The sequence below is a fragment of the Oleiphilus sp. HI0086 genome (assembly GCF_001635225.1).
The window spans coordinates 1-362 of record NZ_LWFZ01000435.1; the positions used below are offsets into that span (position 1 = coordinate 1).

Consider the following 362-nt stretch of genomic DNA (forward strand, 5'->3'; position numbering starts at 1 on the left):
GACCGGCTTCTTCCATTGCGCCAACCATCGCTTCGTCTTCGGCCATAAAGCCGTAGCCGGCAAAAATAGCGTTATAGTTGTTCTCTTTAGCAATGCGAATGATCTGTTCTATGCGCTGAACACGCTCTTCTTTATCTGCGCCGCTGTAGTCTGGCACACGGTGAATGCGGTCAGGATTGTTGATTTGGCGCAGTTCTGGCGCCAAGGCATTTTGATAAACAATACTGTCTTTTTCAGACAATAAGATACCGCAATGCGTCACTCCCATTTCTGCAAATACATCCATTGCTTCTTTACGAATAGGGCCGCGACAAATGATTAAGGGGCGAATGTCTTCACACGAGAAGCTACGTACCCAAGTG

At 47.5% G+C, this 362-nt stretch carries 1 protein-coding gene; it reads right to left on the reverse strand.

What is annotated here, in order from left to right:
* Positions 1–362, reverse strand: a 362-nt coding sequence (locus tag A3756_RS05430) for a biotin carboxylase N-terminal domain-containing protein (protein WP_304438861.1), incomplete at both ends; no start/stop codon positions are given.